The sequence below is a fragment of the Aestuariicoccus sp. MJ-SS9 genome (genome assembly GCF_032586235.1).
Classification (GTDB): domain Bacteria; phylum Pseudomonadota; class Alphaproteobacteria; order Rhodobacterales; family Rhodobacteraceae; genus Aestuariicoccus.
Genome location: NZ_JAWHTD010000146.1, coordinates 1 through 512, shown reverse-complemented (window position 1 = coordinate 512; position 512 = coordinate 1). Strand labels below are relative to the sequence as shown.

Here is a 512-nt window from a genome sequence, read left to right as displayed (position 1 = left end):
CGCAACCTGCGCGACTGGGCGATGTTCAGCGAACTGCCCGACATCGGTATCGATGTCTACATCGCCACCGAAAGCCTGGACTTCAATTCGCGCGGCGGGCGATTGACCGCGGACATCCAGGCTGTGATCGCCGCCGATTACATACGCAACCTGCGCGAGGAAACGATCAAGGGCCTGACCGGCCGGCTGAAGCAGGGCATCTACCCGTTCCGCGCCCCGATCGGTTATCTCGATCGGGGCAAGGGGCAGCCCAAGGTTCCCGATCCGATCAAGGCGCCTTTCATCCGCCAGATGTTCGATCTCTACGCTTCCGGTCAATACTCGCTCCGCTCCTTGCGGGAGGAGATGAACCGCCGGGGCCTTCGTAACCACGGAGGGCGCCCCTTGAGCCTCTGCGGGGTTGAGACGATCCTCAACAACCCTTTCTACACCGGCCTAATCCAGGTACGCAAAACCGGAAAAAGTTACGATGGACTCCACGAGCCGATCGTGCCCGCCGCCTTGTTCACGCG

Annotated in this window: 1 protein-coding gene; it reads left to right on the top strand. The window is 61.5% G+C overall.

Annotated elements, in window-relative coordinates:
• A partial coding sequence (locus RXV88_RS23675) for a recombinase family protein (RefSeq protein WP_316296198.1) occupies window positions 1–512 on the top strand: 512 nt, incomplete at both ends.